A 16,516-nucleotide genomic window follows, 5' to 3' on the forward strand; every position below is an offset into this window, starting at 1 on the left:
GAATATGGATAGTAACGTCCATAAATTCGACTGGTCATGTTTGAAAATTTGGAGTGCTCAATTAAAATTTCGTTTTAACTCTTATTTAGCTAATGCCAGCAATTGACTAACAATAAAATCAATCAATGCACTGGAAGTCATTACGTCGGTGGACCAAGATAGCGAAGAATCTACCTTTACGATCCGATCATGTTGAACAGCAGGTATGGCATTCCACACTGCATTATCAGCAGCAACTGTTCCATCTCCTAAGAAGATCATATAATCCCCCGAGTAAGCGGGTAATACTTCCATGGAGACATCGCCCCAATATTTATCTGCATCGATAATATCCGTTTGGACTTTTGAAGGTGCCTGCAATTGAAGTTCATCGTAAACAAGCTCGCCAACGGCATGCTTGGCTCCAGCTATGTAGTTACTTTTATCACTGAATTCTCCAACCGTAATCGTTACATCGGATAGGCCCGCATTCTGAAAGGCTAGCTTTGCTTCTTCGATTTTTCCGGTATAAGCATTCAAAACATCCTTAGCCTCTTCCTGTTTGTTCAAAACATCGCTAATAAATTGTATCCGCTCTTCTGTAGTCATATCACCATAGGGAACATAAATGGTGGGGGCAATTTTGGATAAATCATCATACGACTCATCACTCCATGCCAAAATGATAAGATCCGGCTCAAGCGTCATGATATCTTCCGGCTCCATGGCTACTTTTATGGAGTCTGTAATCTGATTAGCATATACAGGCTCCGTCTCTCCCCGTGCAGCTCTAGCCACACCTAAAGGAGTTACACCTAGGGCTACCACATCACCAACCAAATAATCGACTACAACTCGCTGAGGGTTGTTAGGTACCTCAACATCACCCTTAACTGTGGATATCGTTCTGGTCTGCGAGACTGCTTCTGAAGCTTTTGTCTCCGACCCTTCTTGTTGTGTCGCCTGCTGTGTCTGCGCAGGTGTTGTATTTGCCGTTCCCCCATTATTCGCTGGCGTCCCCGACGTACATGCCGTCAATAAGAGCATCATGCTTATCGCCGCCGCCAAAATCATTTCTTTACTTCTTAATGTTCCAAACATCGTTGATTCCCCATCTCTATAAGACTTGACTAGACTCGCTAGTTCCCTCTCATCGTAAGGGAGATGAGAATCATTATCAATACCATCAACCTGCATAGATAGTGCGTTTATTTTCCGATAATCACTTGGCGTCATCTTGTAATGCTTCTTAAACATGCGGAACAGGTTTTTCTCATCTGTGAAACCAGCTCCCGTTGCGATTTCTTTAACCGTCGCTTCTGTATGTTTCAAGTCATGACAGGCTGCTTCAATCCTTCTCTGAATGAGATACTCCTGTAAGTTCATCCCTTCCCTTTTTTTGAACAACCGCGTCAATTGTCCACCACTGATCCCAAACATATCGGCAATTTGTTGGAACATAATCGGCTCCCTGTAATGTTTATCGAGATATACCTTGGCAGAACAGGCTGGATCTGGCTGGAGATACCGAATCTCACCACCCTCCAAATCCCTGTACACCTCATGAATCAATTGATATAGAAAACTTTTGGCCTGTAGCTGATCCATCGCCTTGCCACGTTTCCAGCCATTCATCATCCGTTGGAACCAATCGCGTAGCAAGATGGGATTACTTGGCGTATAACCAAACTGTTGAACAAATGGATTTACTTGCTCCAGTAATTGTTGCAGATGTTTCTTGAAAAAGAGAGGTGATTCTGCTCTATAAAACACCATAAATGTCTTCACCATCTCCTCTTTAGGCGTAATACTGAGCAGGCTCCCCTTCCCGCCGTGAACTAAACCGAAGCGTTCCATTGCAAATGTGGTTTCATTCAGTTGGATTTGCGCTTCTCCCCCATATGCATAGATAAACATGCTACTAGGCATTTTATATTGCTCCAACGGGTATTGTGACGCTACATTCTGAAAGCGTACATCTATTAATGTAATGATCGAACGTGTCCAGATACTGGCCATCATATCAATCATCTCTGGTGTAAATCCCTGTCTTGCTTCTTCCTCTTGCATCTACCCGCACTCCTCGTTTCACTTTTTCCAATGTATACATCACTCAATAATTGATATTGATTATCAATATCATATTTGATCAGGTAAGTATATATCATTAAGTGATATTGGGGAACAGGCAGTGGACGTTATGCTTTCCATCCGCTTTCGTAAAAAACTAAAAAGGAACACCTGATAGTACAAAAAAGAAGCCTGATCCATATGGATCAGGCTTCTTTTTTATGTTTATTGTATTTAACAAGATTACGTAGTCACCATGTTTCTCTTGTCACCTGCGACCAAGTTTATTAAGACTTTGCAGGTTTCCGAGAAGGTTTGGCGGAGCTGGATTTTTTATTCTTTTTCTTACTTACTTCCACAACCACAGGCTCCTGTGGGTGTTCCACCGGGTACATTTTACGGAACAATAATGTCTGTAGTACCAGGAACGAACCCCCAACGGTCCAGTAGAGCGGCATCGCTGCCGGAGCTGTAAGAGAAAAGAATGCCATCATCAATGGGGAGAGATAACCCATAATGGCGAACTGTTTTCGCTGCTCAGGCGCCATATTGGCTTGTGATACCTTGGCTTGAATCAGATATATGACCGCAACCACCACAGCGAGTACGTAGTCCGGCGCTCCCAGTTTGAACCACAGGAACGAGTGGGAGGACAACTCCGGTGTAAGTCGGATGGCTGTGTAAATACCTGAAAGTATAGGCAGCTGAATGAGCATCGGCAAGCAACCAATGTTCAGCGGATTGAACTTATGTTTCTTGTATAGCTCCATCGTTTCCTGAGACAGCTTTTGCTTATCAGCAGGATCATTTTTGCCTTCATATTTTTTCTTGAGCGCATCCATCTCGGGTTTCATGGCGTTCATGATGACTCGTGTTCCCTGCTGGGACTTGGCTTGACGCATCATCAAGGGCAACAATGCTAAACGAATGACCAGCGTAATCACGATAATCGCGACCCCGTAGCTTCCGTTAAATATGGTAGCAATATGCTGAATCAGATACGACAGTGGAAATACAATGTAGTGATTAAAAAATCCCGGTGTCGATGAAGTAATCTCCGACACGTTGTTGCTGCATCCGGCAAGCAGCATGACTGCAAACAATATAGCAATCAGGCCATAGATCCGTCCCTTGCCCGAAGTAAAAGTGAATCCCTTGTTAGTCTTATGTTCCATATATATCCTCCTCGTTGATTTGTTGACCAATCGTTCAACGAGGAATGACAATCTGGTTCATCTTCATCGGGCGCTTCTCTTCGTCTAATCATGCGACTCCAGTCTTCCTGTCTATGCTGTCTGTCCAAACACAGGGCGGGAAGTACAGGTTCAAGTCCACCACCAGCGCCACCTTCCATCCAGTACTCTGTCATGCCACAATGAAGATGGGCAATATAGGCATAACTGACGGTGAAGATGAGTCCAATCGAGAATAAATATGGTAATAACTCCTGCAGTTCAAACAAGGAATTCACCCCCTTTATAGGTTAGTTTTTATATTATAACACTTACATATTGTTTTTGCATAAATCCGTACGTGAAAACAACTACTATTCAGCTATTCCGTTCTCAATTTGGACATTTCTAGCTCAGCTCGGTGTCTCGCCACGTTATAAGAAGGCCATGAACGATCTGATGAATCCTCGTCCAAGTAGGCTTGACGTTCCAGCATTTCCCTCTTGAGATCAGGATACTCCTCCAGAGCAAACTCACGAAGTAACGGAACTGCATCTGCCGACAGACTTGCCAGATAGGTTGCATCAATATGGCCAGTCTGATGATAACGTTCTATGTTCAGCTCGGCAATCCGTTTATCCATGCCCACATAGTTGACAGCAACATATGCAGTGAGCGCAAGCACAATATACCAGCGGATCAGCGGTATTGATGTGTAGCGTATACGAAGGCCGGCAATCAGCAACAGGAGTGCGAGGAAGATCATGAATGCGTGTACCAGGAAGCGGATGTACGTATATCCATATGCCTGCTCATACAGATTTAGGCGCATAAACGCGGAATACAACATAATTGCTGAACAACTGACCAGAATCAGGAGAAGTACCTGATGCACGATGGAACCCGTTTTGCCACTCGGACGGGTATACTGCAAAGCAACAATAAGAATAAAGAAGTTAATACCTGTGACGAGAATTAACTCTGCGAATCCACTTCTCGCATAATCTGCGTAAGACAGATCTACCGGAAGATGCCCCTCTCCTGCACCAAACAGATACGAAAACTGTACAAGTACAAACAAAACGTACACACAGTTAATGACAATCAGCATCGTCCCCACAATGATGGGGTCCAATCTGAATGGTTCCCGCTGAACCGGAGTGCGTTCGGGCTCGGGTGTAATCTTATTGGTAACCTTACCTTCAGTGGCCGGGTCCACAGGAGAGAATATATAGGTGTGATCACGCTTATCAACCGTGGATGCTGCTCCATTTTTCCAATGTGCGTTCGCTCTCTTCTCTGCCTCATATTGCATTGGCTGTACAAATCCCCATACATAACCGAACAGCAATACACCTGCGATGACAATCCAGATGATTCTCGGTATCCCTGGAGTAAAAGTCAATTGATTCAGCCACTCCGGAAAACCGGCTAAATACTGATCAAAGACCCCGTCAGCAGAGGACAGTAATGCAACGACTACAATGAGGATAGGCAAGGACGCCACAAGACCAATGAGTACTTTGAAAACAACTGTTTTTTGGGATTTGCCCATGCCACGCCCGCCTGCTCTCACAGCAATAGCAGCAACAGTCCCCCAATGACGTATGGCTTGAGGCAGCATGTGGTCAATAGCCGTACCAATCAAACCGATCTCCCACCACTGCTTCTGTTTTCTGCCCATCAGATACGTCATATGTAAGATAACTACGCCGGGTACAAACAGAAAATTAAGAACATACAGCAGTTCATTGTCGTATAACAGGAACGTTAGCGACAACAATAGCAATACAGCCGCCACAAAAGCATCAATGAACTTGAAAGACCTCATGCGGTCCCGTGCAAACAGATACATGAACAAATAAAAGAGAATTACAAAGATAGGATACGATACGCCAATCTCATTACCATAGAATAAATACTGGTGAATGATCGCCAGCATCCATGCAGACAGTAGCGTGATTAGAGCGCGTTGCGGTGAAGCCATTATTTTATCAATCATGGGAAAAACCTCCATTAACCTTTCTATGCTATATTCTAGATGATAAAATAGGAATATAAATAGAAATTAAAATCGACAAAACTTCTTATTTTAGAGGAATACGTCAGAGTTCACCTCCAGGAGGGAATCAACACTTGAAATTACATCAGCAATATCTGCTGTTGCATCGCCATTACGGTCACCATACAGAACATGAACTTACACTCGCCGATCTCGCTGAGTTGCTAAATTGTACACACCGCAATACGTTAACGATTGTCAAAAAGATGGTTGCCCATGATTGGATTCGTTGGGTTTCCCAGCGTGGCCGGGGTCGGCGTTCTTCACTGACTTTGCTTGTTCCGGCTGATCAAATCGCCGCAGAATATATGATGCAGGCCATGAATCGCCGGGAGTTACAGGAAGCTGCCGAGCAGGTGAGCGCATTCTCCAGTTCAACAATCATGCAGGATCATCTAAACCAGTGGTTGCTTGGGTATTCAGGACATCATACGGAAGCCGGCACCAATAATGAGCAGATTGATACGCTTCGGTTGCCCCTGCGCCAACAGCTTCATGCCCTTGATCCGCTGTTCATTAATCTATTAGCTGAATCCTTTGTTACCAGCCATGTCTTTGACGGGTTGGTTCAGCGGGGTGAACAGGGAGAGATCCTCCCATGTCTCGCTCATACCTGGGATGTCAGTGCAGACCGAAAGACCTGGATCTTTTATTTGCGAAAAGGTATTACATTTCACGATGGTCAGTTGTTGACGGCCCATGATATAGTGCATACGTTTGAACGGCTGCAATCTACAGATCGCCGGACACTGTACCGTGATGTAAGTAAACAGATTCTATCTATTGAAGCGGTCGATTCCTTAACCATGTGTTTCCAGCTTAAAGATCCTCATGAATTGTTTTTGTCCTTCCTGACAACAAGTCGTGCGGCGATTGTACCATCACCAGGAACAAACGAACATAAGATGAAGCATTCGGGTGATGTACATGGGATGCAAAAACCTGTTGGGACGGGACCGTTCAAGGTCACCGCCTGGGATGATCACTTGTGCAGACTTGAAGCCTTTTCATCGTATTTTCAGGGTAGAGCACATATGGACCGGGTAGATATCCTGCAAATTCCGTGGAGTGTCTCGGCAAAAATGGACGATAGCCAAGATATCGAAACTCCGTTCTTTCATCTTGTTCATAATCCGTCTTCGTCTGCGGGTGCAGACTGGACACAGATTAGTGCAGGTGTAATGGTTCATAAATTACTCACGTGTAATACACAAAAAAACGGACCGTTAAACGATCCGGAAGTAAGAGCACACCTTCAGTCATGCCTTGCTGGAATGTATAGAGATGACGGACATGCAGATGACTCTGAAGTCATGGAGACTGATTTTAGTGCGGTGAATACCGGGATGGTTGACCCGGAGGGATTAAGAGATATTACTAAACGACTTACTTCGTATACTCCCATCTCACTGCAAATTGCGACCATCCCACAGTATCGCAGGGATGCCCAACATCTGGCGTCCATACTGGAGCTGTGCGGTTTCTCCTGTACCGTCCGTACTGCTACGATGGAGCAGTTCAAAGGAAACTTGAGGTTGGAATCTGATCTGATTCTCTTCTCTCTCATTCGGGACAGGGACGAAGAACTGCGCAGATATGATCTTTACTCCACGTTGTCTGAGCATCTGGAAGATTCTACTCGTATAACGATCCATGAGATCTTGCAAACCATCGTCGCCTCTCCCATCGCTGCGGATCGAACTCGTGAATTAGACCGCATTGAGCAATTTTTGGTTGGTCAGAATTTACTGTTCCATTTATCCGAAAAACCGGTAGAAACCGCTTATCTGCCTTCGGTACGTGGTCTATCTTTCAACAGCCAGGGCTGGGTGAACCTGCGTCATATCTGGTTTCCTTCGCAGGTGATGAAGTGAGATTGTTATGGATTGTGCTAAAATAAGCAAATGATATTAGCTCACATCTTACACGCACTTGCACCATACTAAGGAGGCATTACATTCATGAGCAAACTAATTTTCTTTCTCGGCGGGGCCGGAAGTGGCAAGACCACCCTTGCCAAAGCCCTTTCCCGTAAACATAAAGCGACTTTCTTTGATATGGATATTTTGCTTCGTCCCGCGGCTGAGGCGATCATGACCCTTCAGGGACTTGATCCTTCCGACCGAGATTCGCCTGAATACAAAAGGTTGTGCCGTGATCTTGGGTACCGCATTACGATGGATGCCGCTCTGGATAACGTTCAGTTGGGTATCGATACGATTGTTGTGGGGCCATTTACCAAGGAAATCGGTACCCCGGATTGGATTGCTCAGGAACTTGCACGAATCGGACATACCCTGGATGATACGGATGTGCGTGTAGCCTATATTTATCTGGAGAATGAAGCGTTGTATCACAAACGGATCACAGCGAGACAATCCCCACTAGATGAATGGAAGTTAGCCAACTGGGATGCATTCACAGCTTCTCTCGTCCGTAAAGAAATAGCCTGGCCGCTCCCTGCTTCATCCGTCGCTTATATTGATAATTCCAGTGATGATCCTGCCATTGCCTATGCTGAACTTGAACGACGGATGTACGAGTAGTTTTATAAAATCTACTTCCCAATTCCTTTGCACTATGTCGCTTTCCATGGAAAATAAAAAGACGAAACAAAAAGAGGTATTTGTCGAGATCCCCGTTGGGTGGGTCCATCATGACAAATACCTCTTTTCATATATTCAAGATCATTCAAAACTCACTCTTCATCCTCAACAATTGCGGGATCACGCAAAAAGGTTTGCGGTAGTCCTGCCGTAATAAGTGCGTACTACGGAATCGCCATTACATCCGAACTGATAGATTATAGATGTACTTGAATGTAAGAGAACGAACATATCTCAACTCAAAGGAGAATTTCATGAAATCTCACGTAGCAACATGTCCAACTCGACAACAACAACACAGCTACAAATCAAATCCTAATTGGAAACGTGCCGTAGCCAACATCCTCCTGGTTGCATCTCTAAGTTTCACCACGATGACCAGTGTATCAGCTGAAAGCAGTCTCCCCCTTCATCAGGTAAGTCCTCAGGAAACTGAATCGTTCATCAATCAATTCTTCGCCCAACCTGAAGTGAAGTCTGCTCTGAAAGGTGCGGTAGTCACCGTTGTTCACGATCAACAGATCGTTTTGAATAAAGGATATGGTTATGCCAATGTGGAAAAACAAATCCCCGTCGACGCCGACTCCACTCTATTCCGTGTAGCCTCCATCTCCAAAACGCTGACAGCAACCGCTATTATGCAATTGACCGAGCAAGGTAACGTAAAACTTAATCAGGATATTAGCGCATACACAGATGGTCTTAATCTGACCAACCACACCGGAACAGCGTTAACATTGGAACATCTAATGACCCACACCAGCGGGTTTGATTTCACAGATGCAGCAACTATACCCAGGGAGTTGAATCATTCTTATCCGCTTGAGCAATTCATCCAAGACAACAAACCGTCCGTTGTTCGCAATCCAGGAGAAGTTTTCCGTTACGACAACTACGGCTATGCACTCTTGGGCTACATTGTTCAGAAACAGTCCAAACTTCCGTTTGAGACTTATGTACAACAGCATATATTCAACCCTCTTGATATGTCGGATAGCCATTTTACACTAAGCAAAGACACGCTGAGTAAACTCGCAACTCCTTATGGCGCTGAAGGGCAGGAGCTTCCGCAATATCCCAATATACCGGACAGCTCCCCTGAGGGCGGATTAATTACAACTGGACGGGATATGTCTCACTTTATGCTTGCGCAGCTCAATCAAGGTTCGTACCAGGGTGCACGTATACTCGAACCGTCATCCGTCCAAGCGATGCAAACGTTGGATGTCTCCATACACGCGGATATACCTGGCACAGGTTACGGATTCGAATCCACCTATTCGCAGTATAATCATGGACGTAAAGTCGTGAGTAAAGCAGGCGATCTTGATGGATTCCACTCCAATCTGTGGCTGTTACCTAACGAGAAGACTGGACTATTTATCGTCTCCAACAGTGATGGACCAGATGTGCGAGAAGCGCTTTTCCAAGCATTTATGGATCATTTTTATCCGAATAATGAGACGCATTATAGTGATTATAGCGTACCCAAGTCTTCACTCCATTCCTACGAGGGACTATATCGTGATATCCGCCTGCCTGCATGGTTGTATGATATTTCAGCAACAGAGAAAGGTCTTCAGGTTATAGATGCTTATGGCACTCACACTTTAACACCCGTTAAGGACATGTTGTTCATGGATGAGGAAGGCAAGCTCGCTGGTTTCAAAAAAAATCAGTCAGGTGAAATCACGTATTTCTATTACAACAAGTCAGATAGCTGGTCCGAGAAATTGCCAGAAGCCAAACCTTATGAAGATGTGCCAGAAGACCATCCCTATGCTCCGTACATCTATCGTTTAACACAGATTGGCCTGTATCCACAGGATCAATCCCTATTTGAACCAGAGAAGCCTGTTAGTCGTGGGGAGTTTGTAACACAGGTTGTGGGCATAAGCGGAATGTCCATTTCAGCTCAATCACCAAAATTTAAAGATACCCAATCAAGTCCCTACGCCGCCTACATTCAAACCGCTCTTGAACTGGGTATTGTGCAAGGTAATACTCGTGGATTGTTCCATCCTGACCAAGCCATAACAAGGCAAGAGGCCGCGGTGATCATATCGAGAACGGCACAACAACTCCTTGGCGCACCTGCCGTAACTGCCGATCTCATCGGTTCACAGGATCGTTGGGCTGAAGAAGGTGTCCAGTTTGTGGTTGCTCTAGGTCTCTACGGTCCGGAAGTATCTGTATCCAGCACCGGTGCTGTGGATTATAGATCGAAGCAACCTATGCTGAGGCAGGAATCATCCGTTTTGATGTACAAAATGTTAGGCACTCTGCTACATTAACATAGAGTGATGCTCGGCAAGCCATGTCATTGCTACATGGCTTGTTTTTCCACTTCATTTTACCAATGATGCATTTTATAAGAACGGATGATTTTACCATGCGACTAAAACTCTCATTACATAGATTCATGAAAACTAAATTTAATTTCGTGTGGTTTGTAACGATGTTGTGCTTTATACTGACAGCCACGTATATCCATATCTCTTCATTTATGAATCCTTATATCGGACTTTCGTTGACACCAAATGCCTCCAATTCTTCGGCAGTACATGATGTAGATCCTCAAGGTTTAGCTTATACATCCGGGATTAGATCAGGTGACACCGTTATCTCCTTGGAACCCAAAGGAGGAGTCCGGTTACTCCATCAAAAAGGTGTATTCTTAGTGACTGAAGCCTACATCATCGACGTTGAGAATTCTCACGGTCAGGCATCCGAACATACCATGAAGCCTGGACCACGTGAATGGTTCAACATCGGCTTCTCATCCATAGTAGAATTATTGCTATTGTTGACCGGAACCTATGCCTTGTTTAGCCAACCCGGTTCACGAGTGATGCGCCTGTTCTACCTGCTTAACCTGTCCATGGCCATATGTATACTGACGATATACACATCCCAGTTGCCTTTATCCAATTATATTCTGGCCTTTTGTGCGGCATGGTTACCTTACTGTCTAACTGCTTTTTATGTGTCTTTTGTATTCCGTACCCGTCTGCATCGTTTCCGATGGTTATTAATCATCAGCAGATGTATTGCGATTGCCTACTCTACTGGCCTTGCCTTTCTGTACATCAAGCAGTGGATGATGACCGATATTCAGATCAATCAAGGCATTACTACCGTCAGTACTCCTGTTGCACCGTCTGGTCCAACCAATCTGCTCAACTTTATTCTTTGTGCAACCCTTCTGATCTTAATCTGGATGACATGGGTTAATCGTAAAAGCTACAATCGCAAGGAGCAGAACCAGCTATTGCTCATGTTAACAGGAATTATTGTCAGCCTGATTCCCTTCATCATCTGTTTTGCTATTCCAACCCTGCTTCAAGGTGAACCGTTATTGCCTGTAGAGTACACATTAATTGGATTTCTGCCTTTATCATGGATGTTCACTTATGTACTTGTACAACGGAGTATGCTTGACCTCAAACTGGTTATGCCAAGATTGATGATTCATGGACTATATGCTTTAATCGCATTTTTACTGTTTCTGGCTGCTTCTCACCTGCATTCGTTAATTCATATCAGCTTGCTGTTTGTCTCGTTTTTGCTGATCACTTGGGTGTATCAGTACACGCTCACACGCTCACGCAAGAAAAACAAACTTAACAAAGACTGGTTGGAACACCAGCAACTTCGGTTGACTGTGCGAATGGCTGAGCAGCAAAACATGCGGGACATGATTCACGTGTTTGCCGAGATGTTCCACAAGATGCTGGATATTGAAGGTGTAATTGTCATATGGATTGATGATAAGCACAGATATTCTCAGGAAGGTACAGGGGTTTTTGCTTCCATTCAGAATATAGATAACCAGGCGTTGGATATTGAAGTTTTACGACAGAAAGTTGATTTGGCACAGGTTTGGGAGCTGTCGGGTGAGCCCACTACGGAGACGATAGGATTTCTGGGCATTGGTCACAAAGAAAATCGCACCCTTTTTTCAGCAGAGGAACAGGATATCATTGATAAAGGCAGGCTGGAAGCAATTCGAATGCTCGTCAATGGCAGACTCTTATCCGATCTGCAGAAGCGATATGAATACCGTGTAGACCAGACAGCTCTTCATGAACACCAGATACGCCGTCATCGGCAGTTCAATGATATTATGATGGAAGCCCAACAGGCAGAGCGTATGAAAACCTCTTATTTCCTTCATGACCAACTGCTTCAAAACCTGATTTTCCTGTCTCGTGATTTGGAGGAATTACACGATACCGGAGAGACGCATAAGGATCAAACGGCTGTTTGGCTGGAGTGCCTGTATGCTTCCCAGAGAGATATACGTCAATTATGTGATGATCTCTACCCTCATATTATGGATCGAAGTGATCTCGAGGAAGCGTTGCAATGGCTCATCCGTACACTTCAAATGCAAAGTGGCATCAGCATGCAACTAAACTACAACGCTCTCTCTGAAGAGTTAAAGCACGAACCTCTGAAGTCCACCGTCTTTCGGACGATCCGTGAACTCATTATGAATGTGATGAAGCATGCACAGGCGTCGTTTTGCTCCATTCAGGTACATACAAGGGATACTGACTTGATTCTACAAGTAGAGGATGACGGCTTGGGGTTTAATGTTCATAGCACATTTGATACTGCAACAGGGCACTTCGGTTTGATATCCATACAAAGCAGCATTCAGCATCTCGGTGGAGAATTCACCATACATTCCAGCCTTGGCAAAGGAACCTCAATCAACATCCGTTTGCCTTTAACCAAAGGAGCAACTGAACAATGAGCGAACCCATTACAATCGTACTACTTGATGATCACCCCCTGGTCATGGAAGGTCTCAACAACCGCTTAAACCGCGAACCAGACATACAGGTAGTGAAGACATTCAGCGACCCATTGCTTTTTTTATCCGAAGTAGAGGTGTTGCGACCAGATGTTGTTGTGATGGATATCCGCATGCCCCAGCTTGACGGGTTCGAGGTTGTGAGAAGATTGAAAGATCAATACGGGTTATCCGTCAAAATTATATTGCTATCCGGATACAACTATCACGAATTCCAGTTAAAAGCTTATGATCTGGGCGTTCATGCCTACTTGTCGAAACAAGCAACGTATGGACAGATTATCAACGCCATTCACCAGAGTATGTTGGGTCATGTTCTTATTCCAGAGACCATGTTATCCCCTAATCTGGAGGAATCACTCACGGCAACAGAACGGGAAGTACTTAACCGCATTGCACTGGAGATGACCAACAAGGAGATTGCACAGGATCTGGCGATCAGTCAACGTACAGTGGAGTATCATATAACCTCTATTACACAGAAATTTGGTGTTAAGTCCAGAATTGGTGCTGTAGTCAAAGGCTATCAGGCAGGGATTCTCGGTGACGTAACACTCCCTGAGAAACGGTAAAAATATGTACCCGTTTAAAAAAACAACAAAAGAGCGGCAGAACACCCTGTAATGCAACCTGAGGTTTGTTCTGAACCGCTCATCTGTTGGTTTACTTTCCTATAAGGTGCATTCATGCTTGATGCGTATGCTCCCTATCCACGCTGACGCGCCGCATGACGTTCAGCAATACGAGCCGTGATTATTCCATGACTCTCATCGATTTCTTCCGGTGTACACGCGGCTTTTAATTCATATACTTTCACCGGAGATCGGTCAATAATATCCAAAAACGAATCAAAATATGTCATGTCTTTACTATGGATGTATGGGCACCAATGATCTGATAACCCTACGGTTTCATGAATATGCACGCCAACCACGTGATCAATCAACGCGTTAGCCTCACGTACATTATCGTACAGCCCCATTCGATCCATCATCATGCCGTGACCAATATCGTACCAAAGACCAAGCGGTGCGCCCTTCATTTGTCCAATAATCGTTCCTGCTTCGTTCAAAGTCGGCATCTGATAACAGCGTGAACGGGTCTCAATACCGAAATTCACTCCGTATCCCCGCTGCTCCGACAAGTTACATACCTCTTCCAGACTCTCCTGAATAAGGCTCAGGTAATGTGCGCTGCCATCTTCCCGCTTCTCCAGCATCTCTTGCCATAAAGATTGATATGCCGGTGAATCCGGTCCTTGATCGTGGTATATCTTTTTCAACGCTTCATCTATATTGTATTCAAACGGAACCTCACCGGGATGTACAACAACAGCCTTGGCCCCATAACGATGTGCGTACTCGGCTGAGCGAAGTAACAGCTCAATCGCCCGTTTGCGGCGCGGTTCATCATCGAACCCAAGCAGGACGGAATCCGTCCCGTAATCGGGATCAGCCACATGCGGGAATGTATTATGCACACTGGATACACCGATCTCGCCCCGTTCAATCATCGGTTCTATCGTCTGCAGCATCTCTTCCGTTACGTTGTAATTCAGTTCCACCTGTTTGAATCCAAGAGACTTGATCTCCTCGATCATACCTTGTCCGGTCGTATGACGTTTGATATTCCAACATGTTGAGAACGAATATTCCTGTTTGTCCGTATACATCATTGGTTCCTCCTGTCTCTCATTCTATCGCCCATTCATATTCCATTTATCTCTATCTATATAAGTTGAACCAATAAACTTTACACTAGATCACTCCAATTGCAGTACCATCTTCCGATCGCTGTTATCCCCAGATTTTTTTGATCCCCTTCTCCAAAGGGAAAAATCGGGTGATAGCTTATGCTTCCGATGCAGCTTTCTTGCAGAAAGCTTTCAGGCGAACGCTCCGCTTCTTCAGATCGGTTCTGCACTCTTCGTTCTCGTGTAAATGTTCAGTTCATCTTATATACCTATTCATCCCTCTAACCGTTGTCTTCACGGAGGATCAGTTCAAATCTCATCTTGTTTACCGTCTTTCCAGGCACATAACGATAGATGATCTCCGCATGATTCACGTACATTAACACGGATGGTTCAGGTGCTTCAGCCTTCAGGGTACACGTAAGTCCTGGGAACTGCCATAACGCTGTTGTAATATCCTCCTGACGAAGGGATGGCCCTCTGATTTCAAAATAAACGTCGATCTCTTCCGCCGTATCCAGCTCCACATCAATGGTTAACGAATCTGGCGTGAGGTCCGCATCAAACGTTATTCCGCGCAGATGGCTGTTCCACCCCTCGCCTACCTCACGGCGGATCAAGCGAAGATAATAACGTTCCCCCGTCTCCGTCTGCCAGTGGATCGTGGCTGGATGCATCTGTCCATTCGTATTCACACTTCCCGACATGGCCCCGATCATCCGATCTTCACCGATCCAAGCTTTGGCTGTACACAGATTCCGATTGGACGTTGGATCATTGCGCTCACACAGTTCCATGAACTGTTTCTGCACAAGCCGATCTTTTTGATGAGCCTTGAAATACGGCACGGCTTCAGCGGGCACATCCACCCCAAGGAGCGCAATCAGTGGATCATGGCCTGACTCACAGTTGATTCCTGCCAGATATTCATACCCTTCTCCAAGCAAAAGATAGATAAATACACCGATCGAACTATGCTCTCGCATCTCCATGTCGTACGCCCGGGAGAACGGGCCGGAGAGATTCTCCAGGTTGGCATTGTAATATAGCGCAATGTTATTCCACAGCCCATGTTCAATCCGGTGTCCAATTTCGATCAAACGTTCCTTGAGTCCATACTTTCGATACATGCCGAGCACGGACAGATCAACCCCGTAATACGTTGTCGTATTGAATTCCGCAAATGTACCGTCGTATTGTTCGAACTCCTTCACCAATCCCTCCGCCTGTTCATCCGAATGCTGAATCCATTCTGTTCGGTTCAAGCGATGGCCGTAGTAGTGGGTAATGAAAATATGCATTAACTCAATATTCGTATTCATGGGGATTACGTCCGATAACCTGCGTTCTATTGACCCTTGCACAGCCAACTCCATCGCATGGTCCATCCGTTTCATGAGTGTCTCCGGCATAAGTTCGGCGAATTCGGCAGTCACAACCACACAGACACAAGCGATAAACTCGCGCCAGTTGGGATCATAACTGATCCAGACTTGTGGCAGAACCTGATTCACTGCCGAATAAAAAAGGTGTTTCAGTTGTTTGGGGTCTGCTGCCTCTGTTAGCAGAGAACCCTCTTCCTGTAGTTTATGGATAAACTGCGCAGACACCTTCTCAAAGGTGCGTTCCAGGAAATAGGCCGTGCCTGGCGCAAAAGATTTCCAAGCATAGTGACCCGCTGGTGGATGCACATCAGTTGGTCGGGTCGCGAAGGTTCCGTGATAGATCTCATCCGGAGCGTCATATTGAACATCGAGCACCTTGTGGAACACTCGTATCGCGCGTTCCGCATCACCAGGCTCATTTCGAATTAACAATCCGAGCGCATAATGTGCACTGGCTCGTGTGCTGTGCTGCGATGAATCCTCCTCTTCGAAACTCCGAATCAGATCCATTTCCTTGTCATAGAAGCTATCCATCATCAACATGGACTGATTTACAAGATACTGTTGCTCTTTCGACATCTTCTCTACCATTCGTTGTGTCATGTCATGCGCCCTCCCGAGACTATAGGTGCGTGTTCAAAAAGATCAGTTTTCAGTACCAAGAAGATGGAATTAAGCTAGAAATGGAGTAGCGGAGCGTAGGACAACTACGTGAGCAACGGACATT

11 protein-coding genes are annotated in these 16,516 nt (G+C 45.2%); 5 read left to right on the forward strand and 6 right to left on the reverse strand.

What is annotated here, in order from left to right:
- Nucleotides 1–81: 81 nt before the first annotated feature.
- The 4 genes from MHB71_RS11880 to MHB71_RS11895 all read right to left on the reverse strand — a co-directional run bounded on the left by MHB71_RS11880 (nt 82) and on the right by MHB71_RS11895 (nt 5,223).
- Nucleotides 82–2,049, reverse strand: coding sequence for an AraC family transcriptional regulator (locus tag MHB71_RS11880; RefSeq protein WP_340029683.1), 1,968 nt, complete (start codon nt 2,047–2,049; stop codon nt 82–84).
- A gap of 287 nt (nt 2,050–2,336) precedes the next feature.
- Nucleotides 2,337–3,224 carry a membrane protein insertase YidC gene (gene yidC / locus MHB71_RS11885; RefSeq protein WP_340029684.1) on the reverse strand — a complete coding sequence of 296 codons (888 nt, stop codon included), beginning with the start codon at nt 3,222–3,224 and terminating at the stop codon, nt 2,337–2,339.
- Nucleotides 3,161–3,511 (reverse strand): hypothetical protein, encoded by a 351-nt coding sequence (locus MHB71_RS11890; RefSeq protein WP_241230758.1) that lies wholly within the window; start codon nt 3,509–3,511, stop codon nt 3,161–3,163. The genes yidC and MHB71_RS11890 overlap by 64 nt, the downstream gene beginning before the upstream one ends.
- Before the next feature lie 92 nt (nt 3,512–3,603).
- A complete protein-coding gene (locus tag MHB71_RS11895; protein ID WP_340029685.1) occupies nt 3,604–5,223 on the reverse strand; it encodes a DUF4173 domain-containing protein in 1,620 nt (539 codons plus the stop codon).
- A gap of 134 nt (nt 5,224–5,357) precedes the next feature.
- Between MHB71_RS11895 and MHB71_RS11900 the strand changes: the two genes are divergently transcribed.
- The 5 genes from MHB71_RS11900 to MHB71_RS11920 all read left to right on the forward strand — a co-directional run bounded on the left by MHB71_RS11900 (nt 5,358) and on the right by MHB71_RS11920 (nt 13,283).
- Nucleotides 5,358–7,157, forward strand: coding sequence for an ABC transporter substrate-binding protein (locus MHB71_RS11900; protein WP_340029686.1), 1,800 nt, complete (start codon nt 5,358–5,360; stop codon nt 7,155–7,157).
- Between the two features lie 87 nt (nt 7,158–7,244).
- Nucleotides 7,245–7,829, forward strand: a complete 585-nt coding sequence (locus MHB71_RS11905) for an AAA family ATPase (RefSeq protein WP_340029687.1) — start codon at nt 7,245–7,247, stop codon at nt 7,827–7,829.
- 314 nt (nt 7,830–8,143) lie between these two features.
- Nucleotides 8,144–10,183 (forward strand): serine hydrolase, encoded by a 2,040-nt coding sequence (locus tag MHB71_RS11910; RefSeq protein WP_340029688.1) that lies wholly within the window; start codon nt 8,144–8,146, stop codon nt 10,181–10,183.
- Between the two features lie 164 nt (nt 10,184–10,347).
- Nucleotides 10,348–12,651, forward strand: coding sequence for an ATP-binding protein (locus tag MHB71_RS11915; RefSeq protein WP_340029689.1), 2,304 nt, complete (start codon nt 10,348–10,350; stop codon nt 12,649–12,651).
- The gene (locus tag MHB71_RS11920; protein ID WP_340029690.1) at nt 12,648–13,283 is read left to right on the forward strand and encodes a response regulator transcription factor; all 636 of its coding nucleotides are present in this window, start codon (nt 12,648–12,650) and stop codon (nt 13,281–13,283) included. Before MHB71_RS11915 ends, MHB71_RS11920 begins: the two co-directional genes overlap by 4 nt.
- Before the next feature lie 134 nt (nt 13,284–13,417).
- Here the strand turns inward: MHB71_RS11920 and MHB71_RS11925 are convergent, their stop codons facing one another.
- Entirely contained in the window at nt 13,418–14,383 is a 966-nt protein-coding gene (locus MHB71_RS11925; RefSeq protein WP_340030167.1) for a TIM barrel protein, read from the reverse strand.
- 302 nt (nt 14,384–14,685) lie between these two features.
- A complete protein-coding gene (locus tag MHB71_RS11930; protein WP_340029691.1) occupies nt 14,686–16,392 on the reverse strand; it encodes a hypothetical protein in 1,707 nt (568 codons plus the stop codon).
- Nucleotides 16,393–16,516 lie beyond the last annotated feature (124 nt).

Origin of the sequence: Paenibacillus sp. FSL H7-0940, assembly GCF_037979415.1 — a bacterium.
GTDB lineage: Bacteria > Bacillota > Bacilli > Paenibacillales > Paenibacillaceae > Paenibacillus > Paenibacillus amylolyticus.